At 69.9% G+C, this 16,196-nt stretch carries 15 protein-coding genes; 6 read left to right on the top strand and 9 right to left on the bottom strand.

All coding sequences use genetic code 11. From position 1 onward, the window contains the following. Positions 1-14: 14 nt before the first annotated feature. Both AAY78_RS13915 and AAY78_RS13910 read right to left on the bottom strand, forming a co-directional pair. A complete protein-coding gene (locus tag AAY78_RS13915) occupies positions 15-830 on the bottom strand; it encodes an SDR family NAD(P)-dependent oxidoreductase (RefSeq protein ID WP_046748887.1) in 816 nt (271 codons plus the stop codon). Positions 831-895: 65 nt separating this feature from the next. Further along, the gene (locus AAY78_RS13910; protein ID WP_231589725.1) at positions 896-1,789 is read right to left on the bottom strand and encodes an SDR family NAD(P)-dependent oxidoreductase; all 894 of its coding nucleotides are present in this window, start codon (positions 1,787-1,789) and stop codon (positions 896-898) included. A 117-nt stretch (positions 1,790-1,906) separates the two neighbouring features. Between AAY78_RS13910 and AAY78_RS13905 the strand changes: the two genes are divergently transcribed. Genes AAY78_RS13905 through AAY78_RS13885 form a run of 5 tightly spaced genes read left to right on the top strand, consistent with a single transcriptional unit; the run spans position 1,907 to position 6,660 of the window. Continuing rightward, on the top strand, positions 1,907-3,361 hold the full coding sequence (locus AAY78_RS13905) for an APC family permease (protein ID WP_046748886.1): 1,455 nt from the start codon (positions 1,907-1,909) through the stop codon (positions 3,359-3,361). A 35-nt stretch (positions 3,362-3,396) separates the two neighbouring features. Then, positions 3,397-4,236, top strand: coding sequence for a molybdenum cofactor biosynthesis F family protein (locus AAY78_RS13900; RefSeq protein WP_046748885.1), 840 nt, complete (start codon positions 3,397-3,399; stop codon positions 4,234-4,236). 1 nt (position 4,237) lies between these two features. Further along, complete coding sequence (locus AAY78_RS13895) at positions 4,238-5,881, top strand: amidohydrolase (RefSeq protein ID WP_046748884.1); 1,644 nt, start codon at positions 4,238-4,240, stop codon at positions 5,879-5,881. 37 nt (positions 5,882-5,918) lie between these two features. Continuing rightward, positions 5,919-6,275, top strand: coding sequence for a YidH family protein (locus AAY78_RS13890; protein WP_046748883.1), 357 nt, complete (start codon positions 5,919-5,921; stop codon positions 6,273-6,275). 13 nt (positions 6,276-6,288) lie between these two features. Next, a complete protein-coding gene (locus tag AAY78_RS13885) occupies positions 6,289-6,660 on the top strand; it encodes a DUF202 domain-containing protein (protein ID WP_227751372.1) in 372 nt (123 codons plus the stop codon). A gap of 72 nt (positions 6,661-6,732) precedes the next feature. Here AAY78_RS13885 and AAY78_RS13880 read toward each other — a convergent pair whose 3' ends face one another. Genes AAY78_RS13880 through AAY78_RS13860 form a run of 5 tightly spaced genes read right to left on the bottom strand, consistent with a single transcriptional unit; the run spans position 6,733 to position 12,459 of the window. Beyond that, entirely contained in the window at positions 6,733-9,048 is a 2,316-nt protein-coding gene (locus AAY78_RS13880) for an arylsulfatase (protein ID WP_046748882.1), read from the bottom strand. Continuing rightward, on the bottom strand, positions 9,049-9,840 hold the full coding sequence (locus AAY78_RS13875; protein WP_082108700.1) for an ABC transporter ATP-binding protein: 792 nt from the start codon (positions 9,838-9,840) through the stop codon (positions 9,049-9,051). Continuing rightward, positions 9,837-10,673, bottom strand: coding sequence for an ABC transporter permease (locus tag AAY78_RS13870; RefSeq protein ID WP_082108699.1), 837 nt, complete (start codon positions 10,671-10,673; stop codon positions 9,837-9,839). Before AAY78_RS13870 ends, AAY78_RS13875 begins: the two co-directional genes overlap by 4 nt. Continuing rightward, positions 10,673-11,452, bottom strand: a complete 780-nt coding sequence (locus tag AAY78_RS13865; RefSeq protein WP_046749066.1) for an ABC transporter permease — start codon at positions 11,450-11,452, stop codon at positions 10,673-10,675. Before AAY78_RS13865 ends, AAY78_RS13870 begins: the two co-directional genes overlap by 1 nt. Before the next feature lie 5 nt (positions 11,453-11,457). Continuing rightward, positions 11,458-12,459 carry an ABC transporter substrate-binding protein gene (locus AAY78_RS13860; RefSeq protein ID WP_046748881.1) on the bottom strand — a complete coding sequence of 334 codons (1,002 nt, stop codon included), beginning with the start codon at positions 12,457-12,459 and terminating at the stop codon, positions 11,458-11,460. Positions 12,460-12,624: 165 nt separating this feature from the next. On the opposite strand from AAY78_RS13860, the gene AAY78_RS13855 reads away from it, so the two are divergent. Beyond that, positions 12,625-13,236 carry a TetR/AcrR family transcriptional regulator gene (locus AAY78_RS13855; RefSeq protein WP_046748880.1) on the top strand — a complete coding sequence of 204 codons (612 nt, stop codon included), beginning with the start codon at positions 12,625-12,627 and terminating at the stop codon, positions 13,234-13,236. A 20-nt stretch (positions 13,237-13,256) separates the two neighbouring features. Here AAY78_RS13855 and AAY78_RS13850 read toward each other — a convergent pair whose 3' ends face one another. Then, a complete protein-coding gene (locus tag AAY78_RS13850; protein WP_046749065.1) occupies positions 13,257-14,723 on the bottom strand; it encodes a GMC family oxidoreductase in 1,467 nt (488 codons plus the stop codon). 26 nt (positions 14,724-14,749) lie between these two features. Continuing rightward, positions 14,750-16,189 (bottom strand): aldehyde dehydrogenase family protein, encoded by a 1,440-nt coding sequence (locus tag AAY78_RS13845; RefSeq protein ID WP_046748879.1) that lies wholly within the window; start codon positions 16,187-16,189, stop codon positions 14,750-14,752. Between the last annotated feature and the right edge of the window lie 7 nt (positions 16,190-16,196).

The following is a 16,196-nucleotide window of genomic DNA, read 5'->3' as shown; positions in this document are numbered from 1 at the left end:
GCACCCTCGGTCGGTCACATCCCGGCGTGGTCGAAGGCGATGGTCGGCACGTCGACGACGTGCGAGCCGCCGTCCGCGACGATCACGGCACCGGTGACGTAAGACGACTCCCCTGACCCGAGGAAGCGCACAACCGAGGCGATCTCGGAGGGGCGCGCCGGGCGACGCAGCGGCACGTCGGCCGTGACGGTCGCATACGCCTCCTCACGGGAACCGAGCCCCGCGTGCGAGGCGAACTCGTCCATCTCGTCGTCGGCCATCGGCGTCTGCACCCAGCCGGGGCAGATCGCGTTCACCCGCACGCCGTGCCGGCCGTAGTCACGTGCCAACGTGCGGGTCAGACCGATCAGCGCATGCTTGCCCACCGTGTACCCGGCCACCGACGGGCCGGCGAACAGACCGGCGAGCGAGGAGACGATCACGATCTGCCCCTTCGCCTCGATCAGCGCAGGAAGGGCCTCGCGCGCCATCGTGAACGCCGTCGTGAGGTTCGCGCGGATCGCCGCCTCCCAGCTCGCATCGTCGGTGTCGCCGACCGGGGAGAACCCGTGGCCGCCGGCATTCGCGACGAGCACATCGATGCGACCGAAGCGCGCCAGCACCTCGGCGACAGCGGCCTGGGCCGACGCGGTGTCCGCGGCATCCGCGATGACGGGCACCGCACCCACCGCCCGCTCCACCTCGTGCAGCGGCTCCGCTCGCCGACCCACCACCACGACGTGGGCCCCCTCTGCCGCGTAGCGCTCGGCGATGGCCGCGCCGATGCCCGTGCCGCCTCCGGTGATGACGACGACGCGCCCTGAGACGCTCGATCCGACAGTGATTCCCATGTCTTCTCCTGTGTGGTGTTCGCTCGATGCGCGTGCGCGCGGTGGTCTGGTCCGATGCGTCCGTATCAGGCGGGGAATCCCGAGCGGGCGGTGTAGCCGAAGTCGCTGATCAGCGTGGTGCCGTTCACCGCCGCGGCGTGAGACGACAGCAGGTAGGCCACGTGGGCGGCCACCTCGTCCGCGGTCTGCACGGGGAACCCGGGATCGTCCAGAGCGGCCTCCCCCAGATCGCCGCGACTCATCGGTGTGTCGACGATCGACGGGGCGATCGAGTTCACGCGGATCCCGGTGCCGAGGAGATCGACGGACAGCGCGCGGCCGAACTGGACGACCGCGGCCTTCGACGCGCAGTAGGGGACCATCCCTGGTGACGCGACGAGGGCCGAGTCGCTCGCGAGGAGGACGATGGATCCCCGATCCGCGATCCGCAGCGCGGGGAGCGCGTGCTTGAGCACCAGGAAGGGCCCTGTCACGTTGACGGCGAGCACGGTGTTCCACGTAGCGAGGTCGGTGTCCTCGATCGACGAGCCGACCGGGCCGGAGATGCCTGCGCAGCACACCACGTGATCCACCCCGCCGAGACCGTCGACCGCCCTGAGCACGCCGGCGCGCACCTGCTCTTCATCCGTCACGTCGGCGAGGACGAGAACCGCCTCCGCCGCTTCCGGAACAGCGTCCCGCACGAGCGCAGCGGTGCCCTCCAGAGCGACGCTGTCGCGGTCGAGCAACGCCACCCGCATCCCCTCCCGCGCGAGCGCGCGGGCCGTGGCGCGCCCGATGCCGCTCCCGGCACCCGTGATCAGGGCCGTCCTGTCGTGCAGCTGCAGATCCATCTGTCCCTCGCAGGCCGTCCCTGCACCGGTGGTGCGGGAGAGGACGGCGGTGTCATCACGGTCATCCTGCTCCCCTGTTCCCGGCCGTTCGAAGGTTCGGGAGGAGGCTGTGCACGCTGGCACCATCGTCTTTCCCTCAGGGTCAAGCGCGTCGTCGACAGCACGAGCAGACTCGCTCTATCGACGATTCCCCTCGTCGTCGATGCCGTGTCCGCACGGCCGTCACCCAGCAAAGGAGCCGACGTGGCAGACCCGACATCCGCGTCCACGACGCATACGCACACCTCCCTCCGACCCGGAGCCCTCGGCGTCGCCGGGATCGTCTTCCTCGTCCTCGCCGCCGTCGCCCCGCTCACGGGCATCGTGGTGGTGGCCTCGCTCGCCATCGCGCTGGGCAACGGCGGTGGCACGCCCATGTCGTTCTTCCTGGTCGCGGCGATCCTGCTGCTGTTCGCGATCGGCTACGCCCAGATGTCGAAGCAGCTCGTGAACGCCGGAGGCTTCTACGCGTTCGTGGTGAAGGGCCTCGGTCGCACCGGTGGCCTCATCGCGGGTCTGATCGCCACCCTCGGCTACAACTTCTTCGTCGTCGGAACGATCGGCACCAGCGGCTTCTTCATGCAGACGATCATCCGCGACCTCACCGGCCTCGACGTGCACTGGCTCGTCTGGGGCCTGCTGTCCATCGTCGTCTGCTTCGTGCTGGCCCGGGTGGGTGTCGACTTCAGCTCGAAGATCCTGGGGGTCTGCCTCGTGCTCGAGGTGCTGATGCTCGTGGTGTTCGACATCTCCGTGCTCGTGCAGACGGGCTACGACGTGGCGGCGTTCAGCCCCGAGGCCGTGTTCTCCGGGTCGCTGCCCATCGGCCTGCTGCTGGCGGCGACCGGCTTCCTCGGCTTCGAGGCGACGGCGCTGTTCAGCGAGGAGGCCAAGCAGCCGCTGCGCACCATCCCGCGGGCGACCTACACCTCGATCATCGCGATCGGCGTGATCCTCGGTGTCACCACCTGGGCCGTCGTGAGCGCGACCGGTGTGGCGCAGGCCCAGGCCACCGCGCTCGAGCACCTGCCAACGGGCGACCTCATCTTCTCGTTGTCGCAGCAGTACCTGGGCGGCCCGCTCACGACCGTGATGATGATCCTGCTCCTGGTGAGCCTGTTCGCCGCCATGCTCGCCTTCCACAACTCGGCGACGCGCTACCTGTACTCGCTGGGGCGGGCCAGGATCCTCCCGCAAGCCCTCGCCCGCACGCGTGCCAACGGCGCGCCGCAGCTGGCCGGGATCGTGCAGGCCGGCTTCGCCGCGGTCGTCGCGGTGATCTTCGCCATCGCGGGAGCGGACCCGATCGTCACGCTCGTCCCCGCCATGCTCGGCTTCGGCACCCTGAGCGTGCTGATCCTGCAGGGACTCGCCGCGATCTCGATCGTCGTCTACTTCCGCCGCCGCCAGGACCCGCGCTGGTGGAGCACGTTCATCGCCCCCGGCATCGGCTTCCTCGGCATCGCGGCCATCTCCGTCCTCGCCGTCGTGAACTTCAACATCGTCGCCGGGTCGGAGGAGCTCGCCATCCGGCTGATGCCGCTGCTGCTGGTGGTCGCCCTGATCGGCGGCATCGGCTACGGGGCCTACCTGAAGCGCGCCAGACCGGCCGTCTACGAAGGCCTCGCCACCGACCTGGAGCAGTTCAGCGACCGCTGACCCCCTCCCCCAGACCATCCATCGAAGGAGATCGCATGACCACTCTGAATCCCGCCGACACCTCGACCTGGCTGCCCCTGGAGGGACTGGCACCCGGCTTCGACGCCAACAAGGCCCCGCACTCGACCGCGCTGAGCGGCACCGAGGTCACCGTCGTCGACGGTCGCGGCACCCGCATCGTGCATCGCTTCGCCGACTCGACCGTCTCGTGGGAGTACCAGCCGGGAGCGGAGGACGACACCGAGGCCGCGGCGGACACCGACGACTACGAGGCCTTCGAGGTCGACGAACAGCTCTACTTCGTGCAGTTCCACCACCGCTACCTGCCGCACGAGGCCGTCTCGCTCATCCTCGACCTGCGACAGGGGCGCGCTCTGGCCGTGATCTCCGAGATCCTGCCGGCACCGGAGCAGGGCCGCACCCGCGTGCAGCACCATTTCGCCCCCGGGGTGATCGAGGGCATCGAGCAGAGCGGCGAGGAGGCCGCTCCCACGAGGACCCTCATCGGTCGCAGGGTCGAGTGGGTGTACAGCGAAGAGCACGCGTACGAACACGTCTACCTGTCGTCGCACTGGTACTCGTGGCAGTGCCTCGCGGGACCGGAACGCGGCCTCGCCGACACGGATGAGAACAGCGTGTGGCAGATCCGCCCCGGCATCTACGTGTTCGCCTGGCGCGAGAAGGTCATCCCCTGCGCATCCGTGACGATCGCCGACCACCGCGACGTGAACGCGATCCGCTCGCACGGCGTGCTGTTCGGCCTCGACGAGAGCGGGGAGGTGCCGACGCACTTCACGTTCGGCGCCCACGGACGACTGCTCTCCACGACGCTGCACGCGCCGGAGCTCGAGCCCGCGACCTTCGGAGCCGTCTGACATGACCGACGTCGCCGACCTCATCGTCACCGGTTCCGCGATCCGCACGGCCGACCGCGCGAACCCGGTGGTCGAGGCCTTCGCCGTGCGCGACGGCAGGATCACCGCGGTCGGAGCGCGCTCGGACATCGAAGCGCTCCGGGGCCGCAGGACCCGTCTGCTCGAGGTCGGCGACGCGGCCGTGTACCCCGGTTTCGTCGATGTGCACAACCACCACGCGCTCGCCGGGCGCACGGACCTGTTCGAGTTGTCGCTCGCGCCGTCGCTGAGTCTCGATGAGGTGCTCGACCGCGTGCGGGAGAAGGCCGCGGAGCTGCCGCAGGACGCCTGGATCGTCGGCGGCGCGGTGGCGACCACCCTGCTGCCCTCCCTCGCGAACACCGCGAGCCGACGCCGCCTGGACGAGGCGAGCGGCGGGCGCCCGGTGATGCTCATGGAGGATTCCCGCCACAACCGCTGGGTGAGCAGTCGGGCGCTGGAGCTCGCGGGCATCACGGCGGAGCACGCCCCCGAGTCGGGGGTGACCCTTCTCGACCCTGACGACGGCACGCCCTCCGGCGTCCTGCTCGAAGCCGCGGGGATCCCGGTGCAGGAGGCGTACGACCGCACGGGCGGGCTCACACCGCAGCAGCACGCCGCGGCCTCCCGACGAGGTGTCGAGATCCTCAACTCCTACGGCGTGACGGCGTTCCAGGATGCAGGGGTCTCGGTGGACATCCTCCGCGCGCTCTCCGACCTCGACCGCGCGGACGACCTGCGCGCCTGGGTCGTGTCATCGCTGCTGATCAACGACGAGATCTTCGGGTTCGACCCGATCGGCGCTCCCCTGCTCGACCGGGGCGAGGAGTTCCGCACCCCGCACCATCGGCCCGATTTCGTCAAGATCTTCCTCGACGGCGTTCCGCCTGCCCGGACCGCCGCCTTCCTCGACCCGTACCCCGCCGACCCGGTGCACGGCGCACACTTCCACGGCGAGACGACCATGACCCTCGACGAGCTCACGAGGTGGCTGCGCGCCGTGGCCGAGCGTGGCCTCGGCGCCAAGGTGCACTGCACGGGGGACGGCTCCGCCCGACTGGTCCTCGACGCCGCGGAGCAGCTGCGCGCAGCAGGCTTCACCACGCCCGTGCAGATCGCGCACGGGCAGTTCCTCGCCGAGTCCGACATCCCTCGGCTGGCGGAGCTGAACGTCTCGGCCGACATCTCCCCGTTCATCTGGTACCCCGGGGTGATCCCGCAGGCGCTGGCCGACGTGCTCGGTGATCGGGCGGAGCACTCGCAGCCCAACCGCTCTCTCCTCGATGCCGGGGCGCTCGTGGCCGGCGGATCCGACTGGCCGGTGAGCGATTCCCCGAACACGCTGGAGGGTCTGCAGGGCCTGGTGACCAGAGCCGATCCGCTCGGCCGCGCACCGGGACGTCTCTGGCCCGAACAGGCGATCACGGCGCAGGAGGCACTGGAGGTCTTCACGATCAACGCGGCGACCGCGATGGGCCTCGGAAACGAGACCGGATCCCTCTCCCCCGGCAAATCGGCCGACTTCGTGGTGCTGGCACGCGATGCGATCGCCGGGCCCGCCGACGAGATCGTGCACACCTCGATCGAGTCGACGTGGTTCGCCGGTCGCCGTGTGCACGGGGACTGACCCGCGGATGCGGCGGTCGCGCCGATACGATGAGGCGATGCGACGCTTCCCCTCCTCCGTGTACGGCGTCGGAGAAGAGCCCGACCCGCGGTTCTCGCTCGCCAACGAGCGCACGTTCCTGGCGTGGACCAGGACTGCTCTCGCGCTGATCGCCGGGGGCGTCGCGCTCGAGGTGCTCGGCCTGGATCTGCATCCGGGGTTCCGCCTCGCGGCCTCGCTGCTGCTGATGGTGACCGGTACCGTGGTCGCGCCTCTCGCGTGGTGGGAGTGGATGCGGGCGGAACGCGCGATGCGGCAGTCACGGCCGCTGCCCGGCGCGCTGTCCGCCGTGCCGCTGGCGGCGGTGGTCGTGACGGTCGGGCTGCTGGTGCTCGCCGGCGTGCTGTGGCGTTGATCGGTCAGCGCGGATGATGCGACGTGCCATCGAACCGCAACGACGGTATGACCCCGGACTGCAACCGGAGCGCACCGAACTCGCCTGGCGACGCACCGCCCTCGCGATCGCGATCGGCTCGCTGCTGTCGCTGCGGGTCTTCCCGCTCGTCCTGCCGCCCGTGTTCGGGGCCTGGGGCATCGCACCAGGCGTGATCGGCGTCGGCACCGCATGCGTGCTCTGGATCGCCGCACGACGACGACAGCGCCGCACGACCGCCGTGCTCACGGAGACGGCGGCGGGGCCCCTTCCCGGTGGTTCGCTCCTGCTCGCGCTCACCGTGTTCGGGACCGGCTTCGGCGTGATCGCGGTGGTCCTCGTCGTCGTCGCACAGCTCGCGATGTGACTGGTCGGCACCGACGCCCCCTCAGACGTCGGTGCCGACCGGACCCGGTGCCAGCCGGACCCGGTGCCGACCTCAGTCGGCGACCGTCAGCACGGCGCGTCCCACCGCGCGCAGCACAGTGGCGTCGTGCACGGAACGGGCACCCGGCACGTAGCGCACGCGCTGCAGCGAACCGCCGCGGAACGGATACGACCGGTGCTCTTCGTGCAGCTCCCAGTCGACGGGGCCACCGAAGTCGTAGCCGACGCTGATGCCCGTGAAGGGCGACATCCCGATCAGCATGGACACGTCGTCGATCCGGGCGTCGTCTCGCCCGTCGACCTCGACGCTCGCGCTCCAGCGCAGACCGGGCTGTTCGTCCATGCGCACCACGAGGCGATGCGGACCGGCGCCGAGCAGGGAACCTCGCGCGCGGTGCATGCGTCCGTACGCGTTGTACACGAGCAGCGGGGCGCCGCGGTCGAGCGCGAGCAGGTAGCCGCCGCCCTGGTCGCCGTGCGCCACGATCACCCCTGCGGCGTCGTGGCCGGCCTCGAGATCCACCTCGATCCGGAACGAGCGCAGCACCGTCAGCTTCGCCGCACGGAATCTCTCCAGCGGCGGGCGGAACGGGATCAGGTCGACCGGTGCCGACAACGGCTCCTCGGTGTCGGGTCGCACCCGGAACAGCGCACCCTCGTCGTCCAGCGGGAACACTGTGTTTCGCCATGCCTCGGCATGCCAACGATCTGCGAGTGCGGCGACGACCTCCGGGTGGGCATGCGCGACGTCGACGGTCTCCGTGGGATCGAGCTCCAGGTCGTACAGTTCCCAGCTCCCGCCTGCCGGTCCTTCGTCCGGTGTGGGGGTCACGGTCGAGAGCGCCTTCCAGCGGCCGTCCACGATCGCTCGCCGCCCCACGCACTCGAAGTACTGCACCTCACGCCCGTCCGCGCGAGGGTTCGCGAGCACATCCACGATGCTGCCGCCGTCCATGTCGAGCGCGGGCACGCCGTTGCGTTCGGCCAGGGCAGGCACCCCGCAGAGTTCCAGCAGCGTGGGCGCGAGGTCGGACACGAACACGAACTGGTCGCGCAGCCCGCCGCGCATCGGTGCATCGGGCCAGGACACGAGCAGAGGCGCGTGCACTCCCCCCTCGTAGGTGGTGGCCTTGAACGAGCGGAACGGGGTGTTGGACACCCGCGCCCACCCTGTGGGGTACTGCCCGAACAGGCGCGGCCCGCCGATGTCGTCCACGTCGCGCGGCACGTCGGTGACCCAGTCCTCGGGCATGCCGCCGTGGCTGCCGAACTGCGCGAAGTAGCTCCGCGTGCCGGTCGGACCGCCCTCCGCCGTCCCCCCGTTGTCGCTGGCGATCACCACGATGGTGTTCTCGCGCTCCCCGCTGCGTTCGAGTCGATCGAGCAGGCGACCGACGCTCTGGTCGATCTCGTCCACGGCCGCCGCGTACACCTCCATGTGCCTCGCGAACAGCCGCCGGTCCTCTTCGGCGAGGTCGTCCCAGGCGGGGATCTGCGCACCGTCGGCTATCGCGTCCGCCGGCAGGTCGGCATGCGCCGGCACGATGCCCCGTTCGCGCTGCCGAGCGAAGCGATCCTCGCGCATCCGGTTCCACCCGGCCTCGTACCGACCGCGGTACTTCGCGATGTCGATGTCCTTCGCCTGGATGGGGCCGTGCACCGAGGTGTGCGCGTAATAGAGGAAGAACGGCTTGTCGGGGTCGTTCACGCGCAGATCGTCGATCATGCCGATCGCCCTGTCCGTGAGCTCGTCCGTCAGGAAGAAGCCGTCGGGGTACTCATGCAGATCGACCACTGCGTTGTCCTGCACGAGCCGGTGCGGGTGATGCAGCGAGGTGAAGCCGTCCATGCTGCCGAAGTACCTGTCGAAGCCGCGCTGCAACGGCCACGTGCGACGGTCGGCTCCGTCGTGCAGGCTCGACTCCAGGGTCAGGTGCCACTTGCCGACCATGAACGTCGCGTATCCCCCTGCCCGCAGCGACTCGGCGAGGGTCGGGGCGTCGGCGGGCAGCTCGCAGCTGAACCCCGGGTAACCGGGATCGACGTGCGCCACGAAGCCGAAGCCCGCACGGTGGGGGTTCAGGCCCGTGAGCAGGGCGGCGCGGGCCGGGGAGCACATCGGAGCGGTGCGGTAGTTCGTGAAGACCCAGCCGTCGGCGGCCAGCGCGTCGATGCGCGGGGTGTCGATCTCGCTGCCGAAGGGCCCGAGGTCGCTGAAGCCCAGATCGTCGATCAGCATCACGATCACGTTCGGAGCCCCCGCTCTCGCGCGGCGAGGCTCCGGCCACCAGGGCTCGGAGGACGAGGTGAACTCCTCGGCGCGGCCCTGGAACCGTTCGTATCCACGGGCTTCGTACGACACGGACATTCAGCCCGCCTTCCGGATGAGCTCGAAGATGCGGGTGCGCAGCTCGGCGAACACCGGGAGGGCTCGTGTCGTGAGCTGATCACGAGGACCGCTGAAGTCGATCTCGATGATCTCGGTGACCTTCGCGGGGCGTTCGCCGAGCACCACCACACGGTCGGAGAGGTAGACCGCCTCATCGATGTCATGGGTGACGACGACGATCGTCATCCCGAACTGCTCGCGGATGCGCAGGCACAGGTCCTCCAGCTCGAAGCGCGTCTGCGCGTCGACCGAGGCGAAGGGCTCGTCCATCACGAGCACCTCCGGCCGGTAGGCGATCGCCCGCGCGATCGCGACGCGCTGCTGCATGCCGCCGGACAGCTGCCAGGGGAACTTGGACTCCGCACCGGACAGTCCGACGGCGGAGAGGGCGGCGGCGATGCGCTCCTCGCGCTCCGCGGCGGGCAGGCGCAGATGCTTCAACGGCAGGCGCACGTTCTTCTCGACCGTGAGCCACGGCATCAGCGACCGGGTGTACTCCTGGAACACGAGCGCCATCTCCTCGGGAGGGCCGTCGATGGGGGTCCCGTCGATGGCCGCGCTCCCGGCGGTGATGCTCTGCAGCCCGGTGAGGCACTTCAACAGGGTGGTCTTGCCGATGCCGGAGGGACCGACGATGCAGCACACCTCCCCGGCGTGCACGTCGAAGGTGAGGTCGGCGATCACGGGCACAGGACCCGCCTTCGTCTCGTACGACTTCGCGAGGCCCTGCACGCTCAGGCGCACCGGCGCGGTGACGGTGGTGGTGGTCATGCGTTCTTCTCCTGTTGCTGGGAGGCGATGTACCAGCGCAGCACGCGGCGCCGGAAGAGGGTGAACACGGCGGTCGCGGTGTATCCGATGACGCCGAGGACGAGGATCCCGGCCCACATGTCCGGGATGGCGAAGGACTGCTGCGCGAGCAGGGTCGCCGCTCCGAGCCCCGTCGAGGAGCCGAGCATCTCGCTCGCGATCATGACGACGAACGCCGTGATCAGACTGACCTGCATCCCGGAGAGGATGCGCGGACTCGCAGCGGGGAGCATCACGGAGAACAGCCGCTCGCCGGCGCTCAGCCGGTACACGCGGCTCACCATCTCGAGTGTGGGCTCGCCGGCACGGACGCCGTCGATCGTCGAGATCAGGATGGGGAACACCGCGGCCAGGGTGATGGAGAGGATGCGCGTCTCGGTGCCGAAACCGATGAGCGAGACGAAGATCGGCACCAGCGCGACCGGCGGGATCGCACGGAAGAAGTGGATGGTCGGCTCGGCGAACCAGCTCAGCGGACGGACGAGGCCCAGCAGCAGCCCCACGAGCACACCGATCACGGTCGCCAGCAGGAAGGACACCACCAGGTTGCCCACGGACGAGGCGATGTCGAGCAGGAAGGCGGGCGTCTGCGCGAGCTGCCAGAGCCGTTGCAGGATCGTCTGCAGCGGCGGGAAGAACGCGTTGGTCGACCCGGCCGAGGCGAACCACCACAGCGCCAGCAGCGCGACGGGCACCGCGATCTCGGCACCGAGCAGAACGCCGCGCGGGAGTCCGTCCTGGCCGCGTCGTCGAGCGAGCCTGGTTCGGGTCTGGATCGACGAGGTGAGGGTCATCACACGACCTGCTTCCGGTATTGCGGATGCCAGTGCAGGAGCGTGCGCTCGCCCCACTGGCTGAGTCCCTGAATCAACAGGCCGAGCACGCCGAGGATCAGCACGTACGCGAAGAGCTGCGCCTGGTTGCCGGTGATCTGCGACAGCAGCAGGCTCTGGCCGAGACCCGGCCCTCCCCCGAGGAGTCCTGCCACCACCGCGACCACGAGCGATGTCGGTGCGGCGACCCGCACGGCCGTGCCGATGTAGGGCAGCGCGCTCGGGAGCACGATCCGGCCGAGGATCTCGGCTCTTCCCATGCCGTACGAGCGTCCGGTGGCCCTGGCGACCGGATCGGTGTCGAAGACGCCGGCCGAGGCCTGCACGGCGATCGCGATGAAGCAGCCGAAGAACACCAGGAAGATGCCCATGCTCGCCGTCGGCCCCATGACCAGCACGACGACGGGCAGGATCACGATCGGCGGGATGGGTTTCAGGAACTCCAGCGGCACCCGCGTCGCGTGCATCGCGAGCGGGGACGTGCCGATCGCGACGCCGAGGGCGACACCGACGACGATCGCCAAGACGAGTCCGACGAGGGCCATCGTGAGCGTGTCACCGAGGGCCGTCCACGTCGCAGGGGTTCCGAGCAGACGGATCGCCTCGCCGATCGCGGCCGTGGCTGCCGGCAGCGGTGACCCGGCGAGCGGCCCGGCGGTCGCCGACCATTCCCAGAGCGCGAGCGCCGAGACGACGCCGGCTGCTCCGATGAGCGGCGGGAGGAGAGAAGAGCGGTTCATGAGCATCATCCGGCGGCGAGGACGATGCCTTCGAGGTCGACCGGAGCCGAGAGGAAGCCGAGGGCGACGAGCTTGTCGTTCACGCGTTCGAGATCCACGGGCGCCACCTCGGCCGGCCAGAACGGCAGCTTGACGTCGTCGACCGTCAGCGTCGAGCCTGTGGCGTCGATCCCGGCCTGGATCGCGTCCTCCGGGTGCTCGTTCGCGTAGGCGTTGCTCTTGGCGACAGCGCGCTGGAAGGCGGCGATGGCATCGGCCTTCGCCGCGATCGTGCTCTCCCCCGCGGTCCACAGCCCCACGGCGCCCTCCTCGAAGAAGCCGACGGACGGCGAGTCGAGCTGCACCGCACCCGCCGCATCCGCCTCCGCGGTGAAGGGACTGACGAGACCCGCCGCATCGACCGTGCCGCTCTGCAGCGCGGCGACCGCCGAGGTGAAGTCCAGGACGACCCATTCCACCGAGCCGGGGTCGACGCCGGCACGGTCGAGGGCATCGGAGATGACGACTTCGAGCTGCGCCTTGCGCGCGGGGATGGCGATGGTCGCCCCCTTCAGGTCCGCGACCGAGGAGATGCCGCTGGCGGCGGAGGCGAACAGACCGGTGTCGTCGACGGCCGCGGGGTCTTCGGCGTCAGCCGCTCCGGCGACGAATCCGTCCGCCGGTGCGACGACCTTCAGCGGGACGCCGCTGCTGAGTGCGTTCAGCAGCGGGATGCTGGGGGCGTACGCGATGTCGACCTGTCCGCCCTGCGCGGCGGCGAGTCCGGCCGGCGGGTTGGCGACCACCGAGGTCTCCAGCTTCAGCCCCTCCTCCTCGAAGAAGCCCTGCTCCTGTCCCCGTATCAGCGCCCCGTCGGAGACGAGGCCGATGGTCGCGACCTTGAGCGTCGTCAGCTCGCCGTCGCCGCCGGAGGAGGACGCGGGGGCGGAGGTGCAGGCTGCGAGCGCGAGCGTCCCGGCCACCACGAGGGCGCCGGAGGCGCGACGTGCGAGTCTTGTGACGTTCATGAGAACTCCTCTTCGAGTTAGTCACCGGTTGGTGATTTTAAAGATCGTAGTCGCGCTTAGTACTTCGTTGATTACGATCGGGTTACATTAGTCACCGTTTGGTGACTAAAAACGACAAATGGAGAATCGTGGATGTGAGAGTGCAGGACCGGAGAGGGGGGCGCGATGCCCAAGATCGTCGACCATGAGGAACGCAGGACCCACATCGCCGATGCGGCGACACAGGTGATCATCCGCGTCGGTTTCGACAACCTCACGATGCGCGAGATCGCCACGGAGGCCGGCTACGCGCATGGCGCGATCGCCCGGTACTTCCCCGACAAGAGGAGCGTCCTCACGGCGGCGTTCCTCCGTCTGTACTCGCTCGCCAACGACCGCATCCACGCCCGCATCGAGGGCGTCCGAGGACTCGAGGCTCTGGAGCGGATGTGCAGGGAGATCCTCCCCTACAGCCCGAACGGCCCGCTGTACGCCAAGGTGGTCATCGCGTTCTGGGATCATGCGTCGCAGGACGACGAGGTCACCAGGATCCACCGCGTGAACAACCTGCACTGGCGGGACCTGTTCCGCCAGTGTCTGATCGAGGCCAGGGACGACGGCGAGCTCGCCGACGGCATCGACATCGAGACCGCGGTGAACGAGATCGCGTCGCGCAATGCGGGGTGGCAGATGATCTCGGTGCTGATGCCGGATTCGGCGGGCGACGGGCGGCTGAACGACGGCCTCGACGCGCTGCTGTCGACGCTCCGTCGCCCCTCCGTCCCGCCCGCCCGCTGATCGCATCCGTCGTCCTGCCTTCAGCCTGCGAGGATGAACCGCGCGCCGCGTTCGCCGATCATGGCCGCAGGCGCGTTGGTGTTGCCGGTGGGCACGGTCGGCATGACGGAGGCGTCGACCACACGCAGCCCGTCGATCCCGCGTACCCGGAGCTGCGGATCGACCACGGACTCCTGGTCGCTGCCCATGCGGCAGGTGCCGACCTGGTGGTGGTAGGTGATGGCCGTGCGGCGCACCCAGTCCTCCACATCGTCGTCCGTCACGTCCGGCCCGGGGTACACCTCCACCGCTCCCCACTCCTCGGCGAGCGCAGGCTGTGCGCCGATGCGGCGGCACTGGCGCACGGAGGCGGCGAGGGCGTCGGCATCGCGCTGATCCTCCAGTGCCGCCAGGTCGATGTGCGGCAGGTCGTCGAGGCCGGGACCGGTGAGGCGCAGCTCGCCGCGGCTGTACGGCGTCACCAGGCCCGCCATGAGCGTGAACCCGTCGTCGCCCCGCGGTTCCAGGTCGCCCCACATCGGCACGGAGAAGTGGATGGGCTGCGTGTCCGGCTGCGCGAGGCCGTCGCGGCTGCGCCAGAACAGGTGGCTCTGCGTGACGGACACCCCCGACTGCGGCGGGCCGATGGGCTTCTTCTCGGTCGCGAAGATCACCGGGGAGAGGAGGTGGTCGTGCAGGTTCTTGCCCACAGCGGAGGCGTCGTGCACGACGGGGATGCCGAGCGCACTCAGCTCGTCGGCGGGACCGATGCCAGAGCGCAGCAGGATGACGGGCGTGCCGAGCGCTCCCGCCGACAGGACGATCTCGTCCGCGAACACTTCCTCGGTCTCATCGCCCTCCCCCAGCCGGATGCCGACCGCGCGCCCGTCGCGCACGATCACGGAGTGGACGGCGCGACCGGTGAGGATCGTCATCCGGTCGGCGACGGGCTGCGCGTAGGCCGTCCAGGTGTTGACCCGACGTCCGTCCTTGATCGTGACCTGCTCCTGTGAGACCCCGTCGAGCGTGCCCCCGTTGTAGTTCGGGTTGCGCGGCAGCCCCTCCTCGACGGCGGCGTCGATGATCGAAGCCTGGATGGGCGAGAGCGCATAATCGTCGGTCACGGGCAGCAGGTCGTTCTCGATCGCGTCGTAGATCGGCTCGACCTCGGCCCAGCCCCATCCCGTCGCGCCGGCGGCCTCCCACGCGTCGTAGTCGGAGGCCGCGCCGCGCACCCAGATCATGGCGTTCAGCGCGTGCGAGCCGCCGGTCACCTTGCCGCGAGGGAGATGCAGACGTCGACCGGCCGCGTGCGGCTGCGGCACGGTGAAGAAGTCCCAGTCCTCGGCGGAGTGCCAGAGCTCCCCCGCCCGCGACGGGTCGTGGATGGCCGGGTTCGTGTCGTAGCCGCCGGCCTCGACGAGCGTGACGGCGACCCCGGCGTCGGCGAGACGCCGGGCGACGATGGCGCCCGAGGTGCCGGCCCCGACGACGATGGCGGAGCGCACCGCGCCGCTGTTCGCCGCGGTCACGCTCAGGCCTTCCGGCCCGGTCCGGAGACGACCTGGGTGACGGCGACGGACTTGAGTCCCTCGACGCCGAACTCCAGCCCGTAGCCCGAGCTCTTCACACCGCCGAACGGCACCATGGGGTGCAGCCCACCGTGCGAGTTGATCCATACCGTGCCGGACTGCATGCGCGCAGCGACGGCGCGGGCCTCCTCCGGGTCGCTGGCCCACACCGAGGCGCCAAGGCCCACGTCGAGGGCGTTCGCGAGCGTGAAGGCCTCGTCGACGTCGCTGTAGCGGATGACGGGGAGTGCGGGACCGAACTGCTCCTCCTGCACCAGCGCCGCATCGTTGTCGATGTCGGCGACGATGGTGGGCCGGTAGAACAGCTCGCCGAGGTCGGATGCCGGCTCGCCGCCGGTGACGATCCGGGCACCGCGGCTCTTCGCATCGTCGACCAGGCGGCTGACGATGTCGAACTGCGGCCGGTTCTGCAGCGGTCCGAGCACGTTGCCCTCGTCGAGTCCGTTGCCCATCGGCACCTGCTCGGCGATCGCGGCGAGTGCGTCCACGACCTCGTCGTAGACGGAGTCGTGCACGTAGAGGCGCTTCATGGCTGCGCAGGTCTGTCCGGTGTTGATGAACGCCCCCCAGAAGAGGTCTTCGGCGATGGCCGACGCGTCCGTGCCGGGAAGCACGATGCCCGCGTCGTTGCCGCCCAGCTCCAGCGTGAGGCGGGCGAGGTTGCCTGCGGAGCTCTCGATGATGCGGCGACCGGTCGCTGTCGAGCCGGTGAACATGATCTTGGCGATGTCGGGGTGTGACGCGAGGCGAGCGCCCACCTCACGGTCTCCGGAGACGCCGAGCAGCACATTCGCCGGCAGCACCTCGTTCATCACCGCGATCATCGCGAGCACGCTCAGCGGGGTGTACTCGCTGGGCTTCGCGACGACCGTGTTGCCCATCCGCAGCGACGGCCCGATCTGCCAGATCGTGATCATGAGCGGCCAGTTCCACGGCCCGATGGCTCCGACGACACCAGCCGCCTTGTAGACGAGCTCGGCGTGCAGCGTCTCGTCGTCGACGAGCACCTGCGACTCGAGCACGGTGCTGGCATTGGTGCGCAGCCATGCCGAGCAGGCACCGAGCTCGAACCGCGCGTTCGGGCCGTTGAGCGGCTTCCCCTGCTCGCGCGACAGGAGGTAGGCCAGACCCTCGGCGTTCGCATCGATCGCGTCGGCCGCGGCCAGGAGCAGTTCGCTCCGTTTCTCGTGACCGAGCGCCTCCCACGCGGGCTGCGCAGCCTTCGCACGGGCGATCGCGTCGTCGAGGTCGTCCACGGCGGCGACGGGTGCCCGGCCGATGACCTCGCGGGTCGCAGCATCGGGGATCTCACGGCCCTCGCCTTCCGGCGCCTGGATGCGGTCGAGCAGCGCGGCGGCTGCGGAAGCTGCGGAATCGGACATCGGTGTC

Source organism: Microbacterium sp. Ag1 (genome assembly GCF_001005635.1).
GTDB lineage: Bacteria > Actinomycetota > Actinomycetes > Actinomycetales > Microbacteriaceae > Microbacterium > Microbacterium oxydans.
The sequence above is the reverse complement of the archived record's forward strand: the minus strand, read 5'-3'. Positions and strand labels throughout refer to the sequence as shown.

Bases quoted from the DNA above. Each gene is read 5' to 3' on its own strand.
- AAY78_RS13885 (WP_227751372.1), top strand. From the start codon at position 6,289: ATGATGCGACGTGCCATCGAACCGCAACGACGGTATGACCCCGGACTG.
- AAY78_RS13855 (WP_046748880.1), top strand. From the start codon at position 12,625: ATGCCCAAGATCGTCGACCATGAGGAACGCAGGACCCACATCGCCGAT.
- AAY78_RS13910 (WP_231589725.1), bottom strand. From the start codon at position 1,789: ATGGTGCCAGCGTGCACAGCCTCCTCCCGAACCTTCGAACGGCCGGGA.
- AAY78_RS13865 (WP_046749066.1), bottom strand. From the start codon at position 11,452: ATGAACCGCTCTTCTCTCCTCCCGCCGCTCATCGGAGCAGCCGGCGTC.
- AAY78_RS13880 (WP_046748882.1), bottom strand. From the start codon at position 9,048: ATGTCCGTGTCGTACGAAGCCCGTGGATACGAACGGTTCCAGGGCCGC.
- AAY78_RS13895 (WP_046748884.1), top strand. From the start codon at position 4,238: ATGACCGACGTCGCCGACCTCATCGTCACCGGTTCCGCGATCCGCACG.
- AAY78_RS13915 (WP_046748887.1), bottom strand. From the start codon at position 830: ATGGGAATCACTGTCGGATCGAGCGTCTCAGGGCGCGTCGTCGTCATC.
- AAY78_RS13870 (WP_082108699.1), bottom strand. From the start codon at position 10,673: ATGACCCTCACCTCGTCGATCCAGACCCGAACCAGGCTCGCTCGACGA.
- AAY78_RS13860 (WP_046748881.1), bottom strand. From the start codon at position 12,459: ATGAACGTCACAAGACTCGCACGTCGCGCCTCCGGCGCCCTCGTGGTG.
- AAY78_RS13890 (WP_046748883.1), top strand. From the start codon at position 5,919: ATGCGACGCTTCCCCTCCTCCGTGTACGGCGTCGGAGAAGAGCCCGAC.
- AAY78_RS13875 (WP_082108700.1), bottom strand. From the start codon at position 9,840: ATGACCACCACCACCGTCACCGCGCCGGTGCGCCTGAGCGTGCAGGGC.
- AAY78_RS13845 (WP_046748879.1), bottom strand. From the start codon at position 16,189: ATGTCCGATTCCGCAGCTTCCGCAGCCGCCGCGCTGCTCGACCGCATC.
- AAY78_RS13900 (WP_046748885.1), top strand. From the start codon at position 3,397: ATGACCACTCTGAATCCCGCCGACACCTCGACCTGGCTGCCCCTGGAG.